General features: G+C 67.5%; 15 protein-coding genes. 12 read left to right on the forward strand and 3 right to left on the reverse strand.

Features of this window, described 5'->3' with window-relative positions:
• Positions 1 to 3: 3 nt before the first annotated feature.
• The 8 genes from uraD (at position 4) to LNV28_RS21930 (ending at position 10,129) form a co-directional block, all read left to right on the forward strand.
• The gene (uraD, locus tag LNV28_RS21895) at positions 4 to 1,800 is read left to right on the forward strand and encodes a 2-oxo-4-hydroxy-4-carboxy-5-ureidoimidazoline decarboxylase (RefSeq protein WP_263520274.1); all 1,797 of its coding nucleotides are present in this window, start codon (positions 4 to 6) and stop codon (positions 1,798 to 1,800) included.
• A complete protein-coding gene (locus LNV28_RS21900; RefSeq protein ID WP_263520275.1) occupies positions 1,797 to 3,062 on the forward strand; it encodes a M20/M25/M40 family metallo-hydrolase in 1,266 nt (421 codons plus the stop codon). The genes uraD and LNV28_RS21900 overlap by 4 nt, the downstream gene beginning before the upstream one ends.
• A gap of 65 nt (positions 3,063 to 3,127) precedes the next feature.
• Entirely contained in the window at positions 3,128 to 3,970 is an 843-nt protein-coding gene (locus tag LNV28_RS21905) for a substrate-binding periplasmic protein (RefSeq protein ID WP_263520276.1), read from the forward strand.
• An 80-nt stretch (positions 3,971 to 4,050) separates the two neighbouring features.
• Positions 4,051 to 4,530 (forward strand): copper chaperone PCu(A)C, encoded by a 480-nt coding sequence (locus LNV28_RS21910; protein ID WP_263520277.1) that lies wholly within the window; start codon positions 4,051 to 4,053, stop codon positions 4,528 to 4,530.
• 52 nt (positions 4,531 to 4,582) lie between these two features.
• Positions 4,583 to 5,002 carry a DUF2946 family protein gene (locus tag LNV28_RS21915; protein ID WP_263520278.1) on the forward strand — a complete coding sequence of 140 codons (420 nt, stop codon included), beginning with the start codon at positions 4,583 to 4,585 and terminating at the stop codon, positions 5,000 to 5,002.
• A 179-nt stretch (positions 5,003 to 5,181) separates the two neighbouring features.
• The gene (locus LNV28_RS21920; RefSeq protein WP_263520279.1) at positions 5,182 to 7,611 is read left to right on the forward strand and encodes a TonB-dependent receptor; all 2,430 of its coding nucleotides are present in this window, start codon (positions 5,182 to 5,184) and stop codon (positions 7,609 to 7,611) included.
• A 26-nt stretch (positions 7,612 to 7,637) separates the two neighbouring features.
• A complete protein-coding gene (locus LNV28_RS21925; RefSeq protein WP_263520280.1) occupies positions 7,638 to 8,204 on the forward strand; it encodes a YcnI family copper-binding membrane protein in 567 nt (188 codons plus the stop codon).
• 167 nt (positions 8,205 to 8,371) lie between these two features.
• Positions 8,372 to 10,129, forward strand: coding sequence for a methyl-accepting chemotaxis protein (locus LNV28_RS21930; RefSeq protein WP_318013890.1), 1,758 nt, complete (start codon positions 8,372 to 8,374; stop codon positions 10,127 to 10,129).
• A 399-nt stretch (positions 10,130 to 10,528) separates the two neighbouring features.
• Here the strand turns inward: LNV28_RS21930 and LNV28_RS21935 are convergent, their stop codons facing one another.
• Positions 10,529 to 11,764, reverse strand: coding sequence for a class I SAM-dependent methyltransferase (locus LNV28_RS21935; RefSeq protein WP_263520281.1), 1,236 nt, complete (start codon positions 11,762 to 11,764; stop codon positions 10,529 to 10,531).
• Between the two features lie 59 nt (positions 11,765 to 11,823).
• On the opposite strand from LNV28_RS21935, the gene LNV28_RS21940 reads away from it, so the two are divergent.
• The 3 genes from LNV28_RS21940 (at position 11,824) to LNV28_RS21950 (ending at position 15,512) form a co-directional block, all read left to right on the forward strand.
• Positions 11,824 to 12,828 (forward strand): formylglycine-generating enzyme family protein, encoded by a 1,005-nt coding sequence (locus LNV28_RS21940; protein WP_263520282.1) that lies wholly within the window; start codon positions 11,824 to 11,826, stop codon positions 12,826 to 12,828.
• A 58-nt stretch (positions 12,829 to 12,886) separates the two neighbouring features.
• Entirely contained in the window at positions 12,887 to 13,549 is a 663-nt protein-coding gene (locus tag LNV28_RS21945) for an alpha/beta hydrolase (RefSeq protein ID WP_263520283.1), read from the forward strand.
• Positions 13,550 to 13,748: 199 nt separating this feature from the next.
• Complete coding sequence (locus LNV28_RS21950) at positions 13,749 to 15,512, forward strand: hypothetical protein (RefSeq protein WP_263520284.1); 1,764 nt, start codon at positions 13,749 to 13,751, stop codon at positions 15,510 to 15,512.
• A gap of 22 nt (positions 15,513 to 15,534) precedes the next feature.
• Here LNV28_RS21950 and LNV28_RS21955 read toward each other — a convergent pair whose 3' ends face one another.
• On the reverse strand, positions 15,535 to 15,999 hold the full coding sequence (locus LNV28_RS21955) for a GNAT family N-acetyltransferase (protein WP_263520285.1): 465 nt from the start codon (positions 15,997 to 15,999) through the stop codon (positions 15,535 to 15,537).
• 130 nt (positions 16,000 to 16,129) lie between these two features.
• Between LNV28_RS21955 and LNV28_RS21960 the strand changes: the two genes are divergently transcribed.
• Positions 16,130 to 16,567 carry an urease accessory protein UreE gene (locus tag LNV28_RS21960; protein WP_263520286.1) on the forward strand — a complete coding sequence of 146 codons (438 nt, stop codon included), beginning with the start codon at positions 16,130 to 16,132 and terminating at the stop codon, positions 16,565 to 16,567.
• 212 nt (positions 16,568 to 16,779) lie between these two features.
• Here LNV28_RS21960 and argJ read toward each other — a convergent pair whose 3' ends face one another.
• Positions 16,780 to 18,018 (reverse strand): bifunctional glutamate N-acetyltransferase/amino-acid acetyltransferase ArgJ, encoded by a 1,239-nt coding sequence (gene argJ / locus LNV28_RS21965; protein WP_263520287.1) that lies wholly within the window; start codon positions 18,016 to 18,018, stop codon positions 16,780 to 16,782.
• Positions 18,019 to 18,084: the final 66 nt, after the last annotated feature.

Genomic DNA, 18,084 nt, shown 5'->3' on the forward strand with positions numbered 1-18,084 from the left:
GCCATGAGTCTGAACCTGAACACCCTGAACGCGGCCAGCGTCGAGGACTTCGTCGCCCTGCTGGACGGCGTCTACGAGCACTCGCCCTGGATCGCCCGGCGGGCTGCCGCATTGCGGCATTCACGGCCTCTCAAAACCTTGACGGCTCTGAAGCAAGCCCTGGCCCAGCTGGTGCGCGAGGCCAGCGAGGCCGAGCAGCTGGGCCTGATCCGCGCCCACCCCGAGCTGGCCGGCAAGGCCATGCTGGCGCGCAGCCTGACGGCTGAATCCACGGGCGAGCAAAGCCGCGCGGGCCTGAGCGACTGCAGCCCCGAGGAGTTCGCGCGCATCCAGCAGCTCAACACCGACTACAACGCACGCTTCGGCTGGCCCTTCATCCTGGCCGTGCGCGGGCCGCGTGGACAGGGCCTGAGCCGGGACGAGATCATTGCCACGTTTGCGCGCCGCCTGGCCCAGCCGGCGGAGGTGGAGCGGGCCGAGTGCCTGCGCCAGATCCACCGCATCGCCGAGATCCGCTTGAATGACAAGTTCGGGGTCGAACCCATCCTCGGCAACCGCATCTGGGATTGGGCGCAGGCGCTGGCCCGGCATTCCGAGCCCGGCTTTCTCGAAGCCGGCCAGCTGACCGTCACCTACCTGACCGAGGCCCACCGGGCCGTGGCCGCGCAGTTGGCGACCTGGATGCGTGAATGCGGCTTCGACGAAGTGAACATCGACGCCGTTGGCAATGTCGTTGGCACTTATCACGGCGCCCGCCCTGATGCACCACGCCTGCTGACCGGCAGCCACTACGACACCGTGCGCAATGCCGGCCCGCACGACGGCCGCCTCGGCGTGCTGCTGCCCATGGCCTGCGTGCGCGAGCTCCATGCCAGCGGGCGCCGCCTGCCTTTTGCCATCGAGGTGGTGGCTTTCTCGGAAGAGGAAGGCCAGCGCTACCCGGCCACCTTCCTGGGCTCCAGCGCCCTGACCGGCCAGTTCGATCCGGCCTGGCTGGAGCTGCAAGACCGCGAGGGCATCTCCATGCGCGCGGCCATGCAGGCCGCCGGCCTGCCCGGCACGATGGAGGCCATCGCGGCGCTGGCGCGCGACCCCGCCCGCTACCTCGGCTTTGTCGAGGTTCACATCGAACAAGGCCCGGTGCTGCACGGGCAAGACCTGGCCCTGGGCGTGGTCACCTCCATCAACGGCAGCCGGCGCTACCTGGGCGAGGTGATCGGTCAGGCGGCACATGCCGGCACCACGCCCATGGGCCAGCGGCGCGATGCGGCAGCCGCGGTGGCCGAGCTGCTGCTATCTGTTGAGCAGCTGGCGGCCGCTGGCGCCGAGACTGTTGGCACCGTGGGTCAGCTGCAAGTACCGGCCGGCTCCATCAATGTGATCCCCGGCCGCTGCCAGTTCAGCCTGGACCTGCGTGCGCCCAGCGACGCCGCCCGCGACGCGCTGGACGCCGAGGTGCGCGAGGCGCTGATCCGCATCTGCGAGCGGCGCGGCCTGAGCTGGACGCTGCAGCCCACCCTGGCCGCCAATGCCGCGCCCAGTGCCCCCAGCTGGCAAGTCCGCTGGGAACGCGCCGTGGCCGCCACCGGCTGCCAGGTCTTCCACCTGCCCTCGGGCGCCGGCCATGACGCGATGAAGCTGCACGAGCGCATGCCCCAGGCCATGCTCTTTGTGCGCGGCCAGAACGAGGGCATCAGCCACAACCCGCTGGAGTCGACCAACAACGACGACATCGAACTGGCCGCCCAGGCTTTTACTCATTTGCTGGATCAACTGGCCGCGGAGGGCCAAACGCCATGACAAACGCCGCCCTGAACTACGCCAAGCTCGACGCTTGGGTCGACGCCCATTTCGACGAGGAAGTGCGCTATCTGCAAGCCCTGGTGCAGGTGCCCACCGACACACCGCCGGGCAACAACGCGCCCCATGCCGAGCGCACCGCCGAGCTGCTGGCGGCCATGGGCCTGAGCGCCGAGAAGCACGCCGTGCCCGCCGAACTGGTGCAGGCCCAGGGCATGGAGAGCATCACCAACCTGATCGTGCGCCGGCGCTATGCGGAGGGCGGGCCGGTGGTGGCACTCAATGCCCACGGCGATGTCGTGCCGCCCGGCGAGGGCTGGAGCCATGGGCCCTACAGCGGCGAGATCGTCGATGGCCGCCTGTATGGCCGCGCCGCCGCCGTGAGCAAGAGCGATTTCGCCAGCTACACCTTCGCCCTGCGCGCGCTGGAGGCCCTGCAGGCCGAGGGCGCCGTGGCCCTGCGCGGCGGTCTGGAGCTGCATTTCACCTACGACGAAGAATTCGGCGGCGAGTTGGGCCCGGGCTGGCTGCTCAAGCAAGGCCTCAGCAAGCCCGACCTGCTGCTGGCCGCCGGCTTCAGCTACCAGGTGGTGACAGCACACAACGGCTGCCTGCAGCTCGAAGTGACGGTGCACGGCCGGGCCTCGCACGCGGCCTACCCCAGCACCGGCATTGACGCGCTGCAAGGCGCGGTGGCGATTCTGCAAGTGCTTTACGCCCAGAACGATCTGTACCAGAAGATCAGCTCCGAGGTGCCTGGCATCAACCATCCCTACCTCAACGTCGGCCGCATCGAGGGCGGCAGCAACACCAATGTCGTGCCCGGCCGTGTGGTGTTCAAGCTCGACCGACGCATGATTCCCGAGGAAGACCCGGTGGCGGTGGAAGCGAATCTGCGTGAGCTGATCCGCGGCGCCGCGGCCCGCTGCGGCGGCAACGCCGCCGGCGTGACGGTGGACATCAAACGCCTGCTGCTGGCCCGCTCGCTCAAGCCCCAGGCCGGCAACAAGCCTCTGGTCGAGGCCCTGCAGAAACATGGCGAAGCCGTGTTCGGCGAGCCCATCCCGACCTCGGGCACGCCGCTCTACACCGATGTGCGGCTCTACGGCGAACATGGCATTCCGGCCGCCATCTACGGCGCCGGGCCGCGCACGGTGCTGGAGAGCAATGCCAAGCGGGCCGACGAGCACCTGCAGCTGGAAGACCTGCGCCGCGCCACCCAGGTGATCGCCCGCAGCCTGCTCGACCTGCTCGGCGCCTGAAAGCTCGGAACAGCCTCGGTTCATGCCACACTGCTCACTCGCAACCGATGGATCCGACCGACGCCGTGGACACAAGACGCGCCCGTTTGCTGCTTCCTTCTTTGGGCTTGGCCGCCGGCCTCTGGCCCTCGGCCACGGCATTGGCGCTGGGCAAATCACTGGCTGAGGCTGGCCGGCCCGTTCCGCTCAAGCTGCTCAGCTACTACGACTACCCGCCCTTCGTGACGGGCCCGCAGCAGGGCCTGAGCTTCGAGCTGGCGACGTGGCTGAAGCAGCGAGCCGAAGATGTGCTGGACACGGTGGAGCTGGAGCTGCTGCCGCGCCGGCGTGTCGATGTCCAGGTGCGCCAGCCGCAATGGGCCGGGCTGGTCCCCTGGGTTTCGCCCGCCTGGTTCCCCTCGCCCGAGCTGGCGCAGGCCTTGATCTGGTCGGCGCCCGTGATGAATGACGAGGACCTGGTGCTGTCCTTGAAACGCAAGCCCTTCGAGTACGAGGGCCCGGCCTCGCTGCGCGGCCAGAAGCTGGGCGGCATCTATGGTCATGTCTATAGCGATGCCGACCCGCTGGTCGCCCGTGGCGAGCTGCAACGCCTGGATTCCTTCACCCAGGAGGCAAATTTGCGCATGCTGATGTTGGGCCGTGTGGATCTGCTGTTCCTGTCGCGCAGCGGCCTGGCCTGGTGGCGCCAGCGCCTGCCCCAGTTCGACGAGCACATCCATGTGGCAGCCCAGCCGCGCATGCGCTACCAGCGCCACCTGATGCTGTCACGTGACCTGCAAGAGCCTCTGCGCGAGCGCCTGCTGCAGCTGGCCCAGACCATGGGCGCCGACAGCCAGTGGCGCGAGGTGATGCGGCGTTACGGCCTGCTGGGCCAATCGGCTGAGTTGCAGAACAGCGCCCAGCTCTGAGTTCTTGCGCGCCATCAAGGCCGGCATTCGCCAGGCTCATAGAATCGCGCCCTGACTTCAGCCAGCGACACCGACACCTCATGAGCACCTCTCTGCGCCCTCTTGCCCTTGCCCTCGCCACCACCCTCGGTCTGCTTGCCAGCGCCAGCAGCTGGGCCCAGGTGGACATCAGCCAGGCCTGGGTGCGCGCGACCGTGGCCCCGCAAAAAGCCACCGGTGCGTTCGTGCAGCTCAAGGCCAAGAGCGACAGCCGCCTGATCGAGGTGCGCTCCTCGGTGGCCGGCGTGGCCGAGATCCACGAGATGAAGATGGAAGGCAGCACCATGAAGATGCGTGCGGTCGACGGCCTGGACCTGCCGGCCGGCCAACTGGTGGAACTCAAGCCGGGCAGCTTCCACATCATGCTGATGGACCTGAAGAAGCCGCTGGCCGCCGGCGAAGCCGTGGATCTGACCCTGGTGTTCGAAGGTCGCGACAAGAAACGCGTGGAACAAGAAATCAAGGCCGAGGCCCGCCCCATGGGCAAACCCGCCGCGGCCGAGCACGCCCACAAGCATTGATGATGACCCAGCGCAAGCGTCCGGCCCAGGTCGCTTGCCTATGATCGCAGCCGTGCTTCACCTGACCCAGCTCCGCCGCCACGCCCGCTTCTTCAGCGGCTGGGTGGCCTGCTGCGTGCTGCTGATGGCCTTGGCGCCGGCCTTGAGCCAGATGCTGGGCGCCCTGCGCGGCGAGCCCAGCAGCTGGAGCCAGATCTGCCGCAGCAGCGTGGTCTCGCCACGCGCCCAGCAATCGGTGCTGGCCGCGCGCCAGGCGGCGGACAAGGACTCGCTGCACGGCCTGTTCCACCATTGCCCGGCCTGCGATCTGCAGGCCCAGCAGGCGGCTGCCCCGCCGCCCAGCTTGCAGGCCCTGCCCCTGCTCAATCAACTCCGCCAGGCCATGCCGGTGCGCTTCCTCAGCGCGCCGCAAAGCATGCATGCCTGGGCGCCGCCGCAGTCGCGCGCACCGCCCCTCCTCTCGCTGGCCTGATTCACCAGCCGGGCCCCGGCCCGCAGCCTTGCCGCACGCGTGTTTTGGCGTGCCAGCCGCTGCGGTGTTCCAGGGCCTTGTTCTCCCCCTGTGTTCCTTTCTGAGCCTCGCGCTCGGCCGCCACCGCTGTGTGACGCCCGGCGCGAGGCTGAATCGATCGAGTGCGAATCTTTCCGCCCATGCATCAAATCCCCCGACCGACCGCCCTGGTCTTGGCGCTGGCCGCCGCTTACCTGCCTCTGACCGCCCTGGCCTGTGACGACTGCGACGAGGGCGCCAGCCCTGTCGCGGCCAATCAGACGTCTCAAAAAATATCCGCTGACAGCGAACCCTCCGGCGCCAGCCCGACGCACAAGCTCGGCCTGGTCAGCATCAGCGGCCAGGCCCTGAGCTCGCTGCCGAGCCAGATCCCGACCACCATGGAAGGCGTCAGCGCGGTCGAGATCGCGCGCACCATCAACGCGACCGACGCGGAAGACGCGCTGAAATACCTGCCCAGCCTGCTGGTGCGCAAGCGCTATATCGGCGATTACAACCACGCCGTGCTGTCCACCCGCGCCTCGGGCACGGGCAACAGCGCCCGTTCGCTGGTGTTTGCTGATGGCATCCAGCTCTCCAACCTGCTGGGCAATGGTGCGGGCTTCACGCCGCGCTGGGGCCTGGTGACGCCCGAAGAGATCGAGCGCGTGGACGTGCTCTACGGCCCCTTCTCGGCCGCCTACTCGGGCAACTCGGTCGGCGCGGTGGTGGACTACCAAACCCGCATGCCCAAGGCCTTCGAAGCCCATGCCAAGCTGGGCCTGTTCCAGCAGCCTTTTGATCTCTACAACAGTCATCGCAGCTACAGCGGCCACCAGGCCAGCGCCTCGCTGGGCGACCGGGCCGGCGCCCTGTCGTGGTGGATCCATGTCAAGCGGCTGGACAGCGAAGGCCAGCCCCTGACCTTTGTGACCAAGCTGGTGTCCAGCGGCAAGCCGGTCAATGCGGCCTCGCTGCCGGTCAGCGGCGCGGTGCTGGACGCCGACAAGAGCAATGCGCCCTGGCAAATCCTCGGCACCGGCACCCAGTACCACACGGTGCAGGACCACGCCAAGCTGAAGCTGGCCTACGACTTCGACAGCCAGCTGCGCGCCAGCTACAGCCTGGCCTGGTGGCACAACCAGAGCGAGGGCGTGAGCGAAAGCTATCTGCGTGATGCCGGCGGCAACACCGTCTACAGCGGCGCCAATATCGCGATCGACGGCAAGCAGTACAGCGTTGCCAACACCGATTTCGGCCAGAGCCGTGACCGGCTCAGCCACCTGATGCATGGCCTCACGCTGAAGAGCTACACACGCGGCCCCTTCGACTTCGAGCTCAGCGCCAGCCAGTACGACTACCGCAGTGACACCGCCCGTTCGCCCAGCAGCCCGAAAAGCCTGGCCCGCCCCGCGGCCGACCAGGGCGGTGCCGGCCGCCTGACCGATCTGGGCGGCACCGGCTGGACCGCCCTGGCCGCCAAGGCCATCTGGCGCCCCAGCGGCAGCGACCATGTGCTGGACCTGGGCCTGCAGCAAGAGCGTTATGTCTGGCAACAGACCACCTCGGACACCGAGGACTGGATCCACGGCGCACCCAGCGCCCTGTTCACCGCCTTCAGCGGCAAGACCCAGCTGCGCAGCGCCTATGCCCAGGACAGCTGGACCCTGAGCCCGACGCTGAAGACCGTGCTGGGCCTGCGCGCCGAGGAATGGCAGGCCATGGACGGCCGCAAGACGGCCGCCAACGGCACGCCCGTGGCCTTTGCCGCGCGCAAGCAGCGCTTTCTATCGCCCAAGGCGGCCCTGGGCTATGAGCTGAACGAGGACTGGACGCTGCGCGTTTCCACCGGCCGGGCGGTGCGCATGCCCACCGTGGGCGAGCTCTACCAAGGCGGCGTCAGCGCCACTGGTGTGTACCTGCCCAACGACCCAGCGACCAACCCGGATCTCAAGCCCGAGCGCGGCTGGACCAGCGAGTTCAGCGCCAGCTGGAGCCAGGGCAAGCAGCAGCTGCGCAGCACCCTGTTCCACGAGAACACACGCGACGCGCTGTACTCGCAGCTGAGCAGCAAGCCGGCCGACCCGAGCAAGACCATCAGCAGCGTGCAGAACATCGGCCGCATCCGCACCCTGGGCCTGGAGCTGGCCTACTCGGCCCAGGATCTGGGCGAAAGCCTAGGCCTGAAGGGCCTGGAGCTGCAAAGCAGCCTGACCTATGCCGACTCCAAGATCCTGGAGAACAGCGGCTTTGTCAGCACGCCCGGCGACACCATCGGCCGCCAACAGCCGCGCGTGCCGCGCTGGCGCGCCACGGTGCTGGCCAGTTATGCCATCCAGCCGAACCTGCATCTGAGCTACGGCCTGCGCTACTCCGGCCCGCAGTACGGCACGCTCAACAACAGCGACCCGAACGGCCACACGTATCAAGGCTTCTCCAAGTTCCTGACCGGTGACCTGCGCCTGCAATGGAAGCTGGACAAGCAGTGGACCCTGGCTGCCGGCATCGACAACCTGAACAACGACAAGTACTGGGCCTTCCACCCCTACCCGAACCGCAGCTATCACGCCGAGCTCAAGTTCGACCTTTGATTGATTGATCGAGAAAGAACCCGCACATGAAACTTCAAACTCAAACCATCTTGCCCCTGCTGCTGACCACCCTCGCCATGCTCGGCGCTGGCAGCAGCGCCCTGGCCCATGTGACCCTGGAACAGCCCGAGGCCATCGCCGGCACGCCCTACAAGGCCGTGCTGCGCGTGGGCCATGGCTGCGAGGGCTCGGCCACGACGCGGGTCACCGTCAGCCTGCCGGCCGGCTTGCGCGGTGCCAAGCCCATGCCCAAGGCCGGCTGGACCCTGGCCGTCAAGCGCGAAAAGCTGGCCAAGCCCTACGAGAGCCATGGCCGCACCGTCACCGAGGACGTGGTGGAGCTGAGCTGGACCGCGCAGAACGAAGCCGCCTATTTGCAAGACGAGTGGTACGACGAGTTCGTGCTGCGCGGCAGCCTGCCCGACACGCTCGGCGCGATCTGGTTCAAGGTGCGCCAGAGCTGCGTCAAGGGCGAGTGGAACTGGGCCGAGCTGCCCGCCAGCGGTGACTCGACCCAGGGCTTGAAGGCGCCCGCCGTGCGCCTGATGCTGCGCGCCCCCAGCCCAGCCGCTGCCGCCGAGCACAAGCACTGAGCGAGCGAACGCACTGGAAATCCCCGCCCGAGCGGTGGAAACAGCCGCCCTTCGGCCGGTCTGATTCACCTTTCTTGGCCGGGGCTTCCCCCGATGATGCGTGCTGAGCCCCGACGGGCTCGCACCATTGCAACTCAGCGGCGATGCGCCGACAGGGGGACCACTCCATGCAGTTTCTGAAGAATATGACGATCGCCGGCAAGCTCCGCGCCGCCTTCGGTCTGCTGGCCGGCTTGCTCGTGCTCTTGGCCTTGTTCGGCTATCGCCAAGTGCATTTGGTCCAACTGGAGTCGGCCGAGATCAGCGGCAGCTGGATGCCCTCGGTTCGCTATGCCAGCGCCATGAGCGGCGACCTCAACGAATATCGCATCGGCGTGCTGCTGCGCGTGAACGCCAGCACGCCCGAGCAAGCAAGCTCGTCCGACAGCGCCATCAGCAAGGCCCTTGATGAACTCAAGCACGACTCGAGCCAATACGAGAAATTCATCACCAGCCCGGAGGAGCGCAAGCTCTACGAGGACTTCCGCGCGAACTGGACCAATTACCAGACCTTGGTCAAGGAGGCCCTAAGCGCCGCGGCGGCGGGCAAACAGGATGAAGCCCGCCAACTGACCGCCGGCAATGCCCGCCAGGCCTTCACCTCGGCCCATGACACGGTCACCAAGATCGTGGACCTCAATGTCCGGGGCTCCGACAAAGCCGCCGCCAACAGCGACGAGGTCTACAAATCGGCCCTGACCGGCCTGCTGGTCGTCTCGGTGCTGGCCCTGGTGGCTGCTGCCGTGATGTCCACCGCCCTGATCCGCGGCATCACCGTCCCGCTGAGCCTGGCCGTGCAGGCCGCCGACCGCGTGGCCGGCGGTGATTTGAGCCAGGCCATCCACAGCAATTCACAAGACGAAACCGGCCAACTGCTCAGCGCCCTGGCGCGCATGCAGACCAGCCTGGTCGGCACTGTCAGCAATGTCCGCGACGGCGCCGAATCGGTGGCCACGGCCAGCGCCGAGATCGCCCAGGGCAATGCCGATCTGTCCTCGCGCACCGAAGAACAGGCTTCCTCGCTGGAAGAGACCTCGGCCACCATGGAAGAGCTGAACGCCACCGTGCGCCAGAACGCCGACAACGCCGCCCAAGCCAATCAGCTGGCGCAAAGCGCCGCCCAAGTGGCGCGCGATGGCGGCCAGGTGGTGGGCGAGGTGGTGGAGACCATGCGCGGCATCGAGGGCAGTTCCAAGCGCATCTCGGACATCATCAGCGTCATCGACGGCATTGCCTTCCAGACCAACATCCTGGCCTTGAACGCGGCCGTGGAAGCAGCGCGCGCCGGCGAGCAGGGCCGTGGTTTTGCGGTCGTCGCCAGCGAGGTGCGCAATCTGGCCCAACGCAGCGCCGATGCGGCCAAGGAAATCAAGAGCCTGATCAATGACTCGGTCGAGCGTGTGCAGACCGGCACCCAGCTGGTCGACCGCGCCGGCCAGACCATCCAGGACATCGTCGGTTCGGTGCAGCGCCTGGCCGACATCGTCGGCGAGATCAGCAGCGCCAGCCGCGAACAGAGTTCGGGCATCAGCCAAGTCGGCGAGGCTGTCACCCAGTTGGACCGCGCCACCCAGCAAAACGCGGCCCTGGTGGAAGAAAGCGCGGCGGCCAGCGAAAGCCTGCGCAACCAGGCCCAGGGCCTGCTCTCTGCTGTGGCGAGCTTCAAGCTCGCACTCCATGGCACGCACAAGGCGGCGTTGGCGCCCCAGCGCAGCCCGGTCAAATCGACCCACCAGCACAAGCCGGCCAGCACGCACAAACAGCAGGCCGCCAAGCCAGCGCCGGCCGCACGCAAGGCGACCGCCTCATCCCCCTCACCGGCAGCCACCCGGCCGCCGGCTGCAGCCCCCGCGCCGGCCGACGACGGCGGCTGGGACACCTTCTAGTCGTTCATACAGCGAGCTGGCCGCGTGCGCCCCGCTGGAGTTCGCTCCAGCGCCCGCGCTCGCACCAAGGCCGCGCTGCGCGCGCAATCCCGGTCATCGCAGCCCCACGCCGCCTTCCTCCGAAGGCGCTGTCCCGGGCGGTGACTTGCGCTTTTGACAGGCCCCGGCGGCAACGCCAGGGCCTTTTTTGCTGGGCTACTTTCGGCACAGAGCCGTCGTTCGCGGAGAAGTTTCAGCACGCAGAGTTCGCAGAGGCCCGCAGAGGACGCTGAGAACACAATCCTCGCTCTTCTTCTCTCTCTGTGCGACCTCTGCGAACCTCCGCGCACTCTGCGTTCGTATTCAAATCTCAGCGAATGACGGTTCAGTGCCGAAGCCTGTCCCTCGCAGCCACCGATCTCAAGCCGCCAGCAAGGTCTCCAGACACTGCTCGCGCAGGCCGTAGAAGCGCTTGATCTCGGCGATCTGGGCCTGCAGCTCGGCGCGGCGGGCGGCACTCAGGGGCTGGCTGCGTTTGACAGCCAGGATCATCTTGTTCTTGCTGGTGTGCTCCAGAGCCACGAACTCGAAGACCTGGGTGTCGTAGCCCTCGGCCTCCAGCAAGAGCGCACGCAGACCATCGGTGACCATCTCGGCTTCCTGGCCCAGATGGATGCCGTGCTGCAGCAGCGGGCGCAGCTGAGCCGGCATCTGCATCTGCGGGCGGATCTGCTTGTGGCAGCAAGGCGAGCACATGATGACGCGGGCACCGGTGCGCAGGCCGAAATGGATGGCGTGGTCGGTGGCGATGTCACAGGCATGCAGGGCGATCATGACGTCCAGACGCAGCGGTGTGTAGCTGCGCACATCGCCATGGTCGAAACGCAGGCCGGCCATGGCATGGCGCTGCGCGGCTTCATTGCACAAACGCACCATGTCCTCGCGCAGCTCGACGCCGGTGACATGAGCTTGCTTGCCCTGGCTGTGCAGCCAGTCGTGCATGGCGAAAGTCAGATAGCCCTTGCCCGAGCCGAAATCGGCGACATGGACATCGGCGCTCTCGGCCAGGCCGGAGTTCTTCAGCGCGGCAGCGAAGATTTCGATGAATTTGTTGATCTGCTTCCATTTGCGCGACATGGCCGGTACCAGCTGCGCCTCGCCTCGCACCAGGTGGCTCAGGCCCAGGTCCAGCCAAAACGGTCGGCCCAGCTCGAGATAACGCTGCTTTTCCTTGTCATGGCCAGCTTCGGCCACCACCGGCACCGCCGCCGGCGTGGCCCGCCCCATGCGCAAGCTGGGCCGCCCTTTGCGGCTGAACACCAGCTGCACCTCCTCGCCCTGGGTCTGCAGATGGGCGCTGTGGAACTGCGCACCCATCAGCGTGGCCAGCAGGTCCAGGCCCTCGGCCAGGGGCAGGTTCTTGGTGATGTCGCGGGTCTGGTAGCGCCACAAGAGGCTGAGCTGACGCTCGCCACGAAGCAGCACCTCGCGCACCATCAGTCGCTCCAACTGCGCCTCCTCGCCGACATACTTGCTCAGCAGCAGCTTGACGAAGCTGCCATTGGCCAAAGCCGTCGCCAGCAGGCGCTGGAAACGGACGCTGGCATCGGCCTGGGCGGCCGGCGGCGCGGCATCGGGAATCAAGTGGGTGAACATGGAGCAGCTCTGGGCAAATGCCGATTTTCCCCCATCGCGAGCCTCACTAAGATCCGCCCATGAGACTCCCGCTGACATTGCCCCGCTTTCTGGCTGCTTTGACCCTGCTGGTCGGAGCACCCGCGTTCGCCGCAGACACGGCGCCCGTCTTGCGCAACAGCCTGGGCCAGCCCTACGTCCTGATCCCCGCCGGCGAGTTCGTCATGGGCCGCCAGGAAAGCGCCGAGGCCTTGGCCGAGGCTTACCCCACGCTCGAGCGCGGGCGCTTTGACAAGCTACAAGATGAAACGCCGGCGCACCGCGTGCGCATCAGCAAGGCTTTTTGGCTGGGCCAGCATGAGGTGACGGTGGGCGAATTCCGGCGTTTTTTGCAGGCCTCCGGCCATGTGCCGGAGTCGCTGGCCGACGGCACCGGCGCCTATGGCTATAACCCAGACTATGACCCGGCCAGCAGCGCGCGTGGCGACGCTTTCGAAGGCCGGCTGCCGCGCTACTCCTGGCAGAACCCCGGCTTCAAGCAGAGTGACGAGCACCCCGTGGTCAATGTCACTTGGTTTGACGCCGTCGCCATGGCCGCCTGGCTCAGCAAGACCGAGGGGCGGCGCTACCGCCTGCCCAGCGAAGCCGAGTGGGAATATGCGGCGCGCGCCGGCAGCAACAGCCGCTACCACTCGGGAGACGCGCCCGAGTCCCTGCTCAAGGTCGCCAACGTCTTTGACGCCGATTGCGCGCCGCTGTGGCCGCAGTGGCAGGCGCAGGCCCTGCGCGGCCGTGACGGCCATACCTTCACGGCCCCGGTGGGCAGCTTCGCCCCGAATGCCTGGGGCCTGCACGATATGCACGGCAATGCCTGGGAATGGGTGGCCGACTGGCATGGTGAGGACTACTACGCGAACTCGCCGAGCGTGGACCCGCAAGGCCCGGCCACCGGCGATGTGCGGGTACGTCGGGGCGGTTCCTGGCACACCTGGCCGCTCTACGCCCGCAGTGCTTTTCGCAACTGGAACGCGCCCGACACACGCTATGTCCTGCTCGGCTTCCGCCTGCTGCGCGAGGCCGACTGAAACAAGACGGGAGCCTCCAGGCGCCACAATGCAGGCCTTTGCGACTCTTACTCTCACCATGAGCCTGCCCGCCCTGCAACATGACACCGGCCCCGATCCGCAGACCACCGTGATCGTTCTGCACGGTCTGGGCGCCGACGGCCATGATTTCGAACCCGTTTGCCAGGAGCTGGACCTGCGTGCTCTGGGCGCCGTGCGCTTCATCTTGCCCCATGCGCCCGAACAGCCGGTCACCATCAATGGCGGCTATGTGATGCGCGCCTGGTACGACATCCGCCAGGTCGATCTCCAGCGTCAGGAAGACGCCGCCGGCGTGCGCGCCTCGGGCGCGGCCATCGCCGCCTTGATCGATGCCGAGCGCGCCCGCGGCTTGCCGGCTGGGCGCATCGTGCTGATGGGTTTCTCGCAGGGCTGCGCCATGGCGCTGTTCACCGGCCTGCGCTACCCCGAGCGCCTGGGCGGCATCGTCGCCCTGTCCGGCTACCAGCCCCTGGCCGACAGCTTGGAGTCCGAGCGCTCGGACGCCAACCGCCTGGCGCCCGTCTTCATGGCCCATGGGCGCCTGGATCCGGTGGTGGTGCCGGCCCGCGGCGAAGCGGCACGCGATCAGCTGCGCGCCCTGGGGCAGGCGGTCGAATGGCGCGACTACCGCATGGAACACTCGGTCAGCACCGAGGAACTGCGGGACCTGAACGCCTGGCTGCTGAAGACACTGGGCTGAGCGGCGGCTGCGAGCGTCGTTTACGGGGCTTTTCCGGGCTTTCAATGCGCCACAGGTGACAGCCACTGGGGCACAGTCCAGTTTGAGACCCTGCGCTTCGCATGCTCCGCCTTCCCCGGGGAGCAGCGTGAGCGCCGCAAGACCTGACCCCACGCAGCCCGCATAGCCGTTCATCCCGCACATACCCGACCGACACGCCATGGATCGATTGGTCGAGCAACTGGTGGCCTGGCACAACAGCCACCCGCTCGCGAAACGCATCAATATCTACGACGTCCACACCATCGGCGTCGTCGCCCTGCCCTTCATGCGCAGCGGCAGCGCAGCCGCGCCCGCGCCGGCTGGCTCGCCAGGCCAGGGCTCGGCACGCAAGAACGCGCGCGGGCGCCCGCAGGAGCCGATCGAACCGGTCTTGACCGACGAGATCTCGCCCGAAAGCCTGGCGGCCTGGGGCGAGGAATCGACCATCGCCGCCAACAGCAATGCCGCCGAGCTCGACGCTCTGGCTGATCAGGAGCTCTGGCACCGCAGCACCTGGCCCGAGCGCATCAAGCGCGGTTTGCGGGGCATGCGCGCCCCCGGCAAGCGCAAGTCCCGCAGCGGCCCGCCGCCGGGCGCCGACACCTGGCCCGCCTTCACCGAACGCTTCATCGCCGGCCTGACGCCCGAGCGCATCGCCCGCTTTGCCCAGCGCTTCGGCTACTCCGAGCAGCCCGGCGACGGCAGCTGGCCGCAACGCGTGGTGCCCATCGACGAGCAGATGATGGGTCAAAGCCCGGCCGGTGGCGCCTGGCCGTTTGAGCTCTATGTCGTCAGCGCGGCCATCGACGCCGGACGCTCGCGCAGCCGCGTGTTGATCGGCCAAGGCCACCCCAAGCCGGAGATCATCGGCCGGCGCTGCCTGAGCCCGATCAAGGTCGGTCTGGCTGCCTTGCTGCCGCTGGGCGTGCTGGTGATGTGCGTGGCCCTGCTGATGCTGCCGAGTCGCAAGTCGCTCAAAGAAGCGGAGTTGGCCGCGGCAAGCGCCGCCAGTGCGGCCAGCGCAGCGCTTGCCCAGCCTGCGCCGGAGGCAGCGCCAGCCAGCGCACCCGAAGCGCCGCCACCAGAAACAGCGGCCTCAGCCGCGCCAGCAGCCGCCACAGAAGTGACAAGCCCCAGCGCGGCCGAAACAACCGCCAGCGCTGCCAGCAAGGATTCGACTCCGCCCGCTGCGCAGGCCGAACCGGCCGCCAGCCAAGTCAAGCTGCCCACGCCGCTGGACCTGCGCGAAGCTGCCGCAGCCACCGCCGCCAGCATTGCAGCAGCGCAGAAGGCCGCCCTCGAACGCAAGAGTTCAGCGCCGCTGCCCGAGGAACCCGCAGCCAACGAAGCCCAGCCCGACATCCGCCCGCAGCTGGTCAAACCGATCCCTCGCAAGAACGCACGTCCCATGCTGGCCGATGTGGGCAGCGCCGAAAGCACAGCCGGCAAGCCCGAGTCGACGGCGCCCAAGGCCGATGAGAGCAAAGCCGATGAGCCGGTGCCCACCGGCCCCAAGGCGGCCCCGATCACGGCCGGCCGCATCACGAGCCGCGACAGCGACCGCCCGTCCCTGCATGGCCCGGTCGAGACTGGCAGCAAGCGAGGCAGCAGCAGCGAAGCCGGTGCCCGCGAGGAATCCGCTGCCACAACACCGACAGCGCCCGGCAGAAACACGCGCGCTGCCGCCCCCGGCAACAAGCCGGTGGTGGCCCTGGTCGGCCCGGTCAGTGCCAGCAAGGCCGATGCCCAAGCCATGCTGGAACGCATGAAAGTGGCCATGGCGCCCAGCCAGGGACGGCCCGGCGCCATGCAGGCCCAGGTCTTCCAGACCCCCGAGGGCTGGCGCCCGGCCATTTGGCCCTTTGCCAGCCGTGAAGAAGCCCAGCTGATCAATGCCACCCTGATCGCGCGCGGCCTGCGCACGCGGGCCGTGGACTTCTGAGCCTGGTCGGGCTCGCGGCGGCTCAAACCAAGTTGAGGCGCATCTGCAAGGCCGTGCCGAAGCGCATGGCCTGGTGACCCAAAAGCTCGAAGCCGCAGCGGCGGTAAAAGCCCTCGGCATGCCCATTGCCCAGGACCCGCAAGGAGCGAGCGCCGGCTCCGCGCGCCAGACGACAGCCATGGTCAAGCAAGGCGCGACCCACGCCAAGCCGCCAGGCTGAAGGCTCCACGAACAAGGCGTCCAACTCCAGCGCCAGCGCGTCGTCATCACAGGGCAGCAAGGTGGCAAAGCCGAGCAGCGTGCCGCCAGAGCACTGCTCCGCCAGAAACACCCGCCCATCGGCGATGTGCTCAAGCGGCAGCGAGATCAGTTCCGGATGCTCAAGCAAAAAGCCTCGGTCGCCAGCATTGCCGAGGGAGGCACGGCGCTGCAAGGCTTCGAGCGGGGCATGGTCGGCGGCCTGGGCTGGGCGGATGAACAGGGACATCGTGGTGGGTCTGAACGGAGAAAGCGCCAGCATTCTTCCAGACCTGCCGCCGCCCTGCCGCGCGCTTGCTTGACAGATTTCGCTACAGTGACGCCTTCCGGCGCCGCCACCCACACTTCCTCGCATCACCATGAACCAGCCCACGACCTCCCCCGCATCGTCCGCCGCACCCGCCCTGCTCATCACCAAGCTCCTGCCCGGTGGCCAGGGTCTGGCACCGGCTTTGCTCAAGCGCGCAGCCATCGTCAAGCTCGACGAAGCGCAGAGCCATCAACATGAGCTGGAAGTCAGCGACGAGCATGGCCAGGCACTCAAGATTCAGCTGCCTGCGGGAACACATCTGCATGCCGGCGACGTGCTGGTCGCCGAGGACGGCTCACTGCGCCGCGTCGATGCTCCTTCTCATGCCGGGCACGACCATCACGATCATCCGCACGAACACGGCCATGTTCACAGCAGCAGCTGTAGCCATGCTTCCCACGGCAAGCCCATCGGTATTCCCGTCAGCGCCGCGCCGACGGCGCATGCGCACCAGCCCCATGTCCACGGCCCGGGCTGCAAGCACTGAGCTGAGCTGAGCACGCAGTCTCGGTCGACCGGATTCGCCACGGAGCCGTCGTTCGCTGAAATTTGAATACGAACGCAGAGTGCGCGGAGGACCACAGAGGTCGCGGAGAAGAGAGCAGGATTTCTAGTCTCAGCGTCCTCTGCGGTCCTCCGCGCACTCTGCGTGCTGAAACATCTTCGCGAACGACAGTTCAGTGCTGTCAGCCGCCCCTCTCAGGAGCGGTAATCGGCGTTGATGGTCACGTAGTCGTGGCTGAGGTCGCAGGTCCAGACGGTGCTGTGGGCGGCACCGCGGTGCAGATTGACGCGCACCGTGATTTCGCTTTGCTTCATCACGCGCTGGCCATCTTCCTCGCGGTAGTCGGGGTGACGGCCACCCTTGGTGACCACATGCACGTCGTCCAGATGCATCTCGATCAGGGTCTGATCCAGGTCGGCAATGCCGGCATAGCCCACGGCCGCCAGGATGCGGCCCAGGTTCGGGTCGCTGGCGAAGAAGGCCGTCTTGACCAAGGGTGAGTGGGCAATGGCATAGGCCGCCAGCTTGCACTCGGCTTCGTCACGGCCGCCTTCGATCTGCACGCTGATGAACTTGGTCGCGCCCTCGCCGTCACGCACGATGGCCTGCGCCAGCTGCTGCGACACTGCAATCACAGCATCCCGCAAGGCCTGACCCTCGGCGCTGTGCAGCGATTCGATGCGCTCGTGCTGCGCCTTATGCGTGGCGATCAGCACAAAGGAATCGTTGGTCGAGGTGTCACCATCGATGGTGATGCGGTTGAAAGAGGCATCGGCCGCCTCGGTCACCAGGGTCTGCAGCAGGCCCGGGTTGATGTGCGCGTCGGTGGCGACATAGCCGAGCATGGTGGCCATATTGGGGCGGATCATGCCGGCGCCCTTGCTGATGCCGGTGATGGTGACGGTCTGGCCCTGGATCTGAATCTGGCGCGAGGCGGCCTTGGGCAAGGTGTCGGTGGTCATGATGCCAAGTGCCGCCTCACCCCAGGCGTCGTCGCGCAGGGCGGCGATGGCCTTGGGCAGGCCGGCGATGATGCGGTCCACCGGCAGCACTTCCATGATCACGCCGGTCGAGAACGGCAGGATCTGGCTGGCTTGCACGCCCATCAGCTCGGCCAGGGCCGTGCAGCTCTGGCGTGCCCGGGCCAGGCCGTCCTCGCCGGTGCCGGCATTGGCATTGCCGGTGTTGACCAGGATGGCACGGATGCCGGCGCCCTCCACCTGCCCGGCCAGATGCTCGCGGCAGACCTGCACCGGCGCGGCGCAGAAGCGGTTCTTGGTGAACACGCCGGCCACGCTGGCACCTTCGTCGAGGGCGATGACGCTGAGGTCGCGCCGATCGGCCTTGCGGATGCCGGCCATGGTCACGCCCAGGCGGACGCCGGGAACGGGGTGCAGGCTGGCGGGATCGGGGGCGGTGAGATTGACGGGCATGGCGGGCACGGGCAGTGGCTGGAAATGTGCGCGAATTGTAGGGCGCAGCCCCGTGCATGAACTTGA

The sequence above is a fragment of the Paucibacter sp. DJ2R-2 genome, assembly GCF_025717675.1.
Lineage (GTDB): Bacteria > Pseudomonadota > Gammaproteobacteria > Burkholderiales > Burkholderiaceae_C > Paucibacter_A.

What these genes read in the sequence shown, in the direction of transcription:
- uraD (WP_263520274.1), top strand. Translation starts at nt 4, where the DNA reads ATGAGTCTGAACCTGAACACCCTGAACGCGGCCAGCGTCGAGGACTTC.
- LNV28_RS21900 (WP_263520275.1), top strand. Translation starts at nt 1,797, where the DNA reads ATGACAAACGCCGCCCTGAACTACGCCAAGCTCGACGCTTGGGTCGAC.
- LNV28_RS21955 (WP_263520285.1), bottom strand. Translation starts at nt 15,999, where the DNA reads ATGTCCCTGTTCATCCGCCCAGCCCAGGCCGCCGACCATGCCCCGCTC.
- LNV28_RS21920 (WP_263520279.1), top strand. Translation starts at nt 5,182, where the DNA reads ATGCATCAAATCCCCCGACCGACCGCCCTGGTCTTGGCGCTGGCCGCC.
- LNV28_RS21950 (WP_263520284.1), top strand. Translation starts at nt 13,749, where the DNA reads ATGGATCGATTGGTCGAGCAACTGGTGGCCTGGCACAACAGCCACCCG.
- LNV28_RS21960 (WP_263520286.1), top strand. Translation starts at nt 16,130, where the DNA reads ATGAACCAGCCCACGACCTCCCCCGCATCGTCCGCCGCACCCGCCCTG.
- LNV28_RS21930 (WP_318013890.1), top strand. Translation starts at nt 8,372, where the DNA reads ATGCAGTTTCTGAAGAATATGACGATCGCCGGCAAGCTCCGCGCCGCC.
- LNV28_RS21945 (WP_263520283.1), top strand. Translation starts at nt 12,887, where the DNA reads ATGAGCCTGCCCGCCCTGCAACATGACACCGGCCCCGATCCGCAGACC.
- LNV28_RS21935 (WP_263520281.1), bottom strand. Translation starts at nt 11,764, where the DNA reads ATGTTCACCCACTTGATTCCCGATGCCGCGCCGCCGGCCGCCCAGGCC.
- LNV28_RS21940 (WP_263520282.1), top strand. Translation starts at nt 11,824, where the DNA reads ATGAGACTCCCGCTGACATTGCCCCGCTTTCTGGCTGCTTTGACCCTG.
- LNV28_RS21925 (WP_263520280.1), top strand. Translation starts at nt 7,638, where the DNA reads ATGAAACTTCAAACTCAAACCATCTTGCCCCTGCTGCTGACCACCCTC.
- argJ (WP_263520287.1), bottom strand. Translation starts at nt 18,018, where the DNA reads ATGCCCGTCAATCTCACCGCCCCCGATCCCGCCAGCCTGCACCCCGTT.
- LNV28_RS21910 (WP_263520277.1), top strand. Translation starts at nt 4,051, where the DNA reads ATGAGCACCTCTCTGCGCCCTCTTGCCCTTGCCCTCGCCACCACCCTC.